This is a genomic window from Burkholderia sp. SIMBA_062 (genome assembly GCF_046534765.1).
Lineage (GTDB): Bacteria > Pseudomonadota > Gammaproteobacteria > Burkholderiales > Burkholderiaceae > Burkholderia > Burkholderia ambifaria.
Map to the genome: position 1 here is coordinate 1 of NZ_JAWRYD010000355.1, position 262 is coordinate 262.

Consider the following 262-nt stretch of genomic DNA (forward strand, 5'->3'; position numbering starts at 1 on the left):
GTCACGCCCGCGATATCGTGGCTCTTGTCGGTCAGCGAATTCGCGACCTGCTTGATGGCCGCCATCACCAGCATGCCGATCAGACCGCCGCCGCTGTTGTTGTTGCCTTCGTTGCTGTTCGCGCTCGCGCTGCCTTGCCAGAGCACGTCGCCGCTCTTCAGATCGACGAGTTTCGCCGATGCCGTGACGACCGTCGCGCTGTCGAGTACGCGATACTTCGTGCCGTATTGCGTGATCGTCGCGTACACGGCCGCGTCCGCGC

Annotated in this window: 1 protein-coding gene; it reads right to left on the reverse strand. The window is 63.7% G+C overall.

The genetic code is table 11. The annotated features are described in order from the left end of the window. Positions 1–262: GNA1162 family protein (locus SB786_RS36670; RefSeq protein WP_410731644.1), on the reverse strand; the 262-nt coding region annotated here is incomplete at both ends.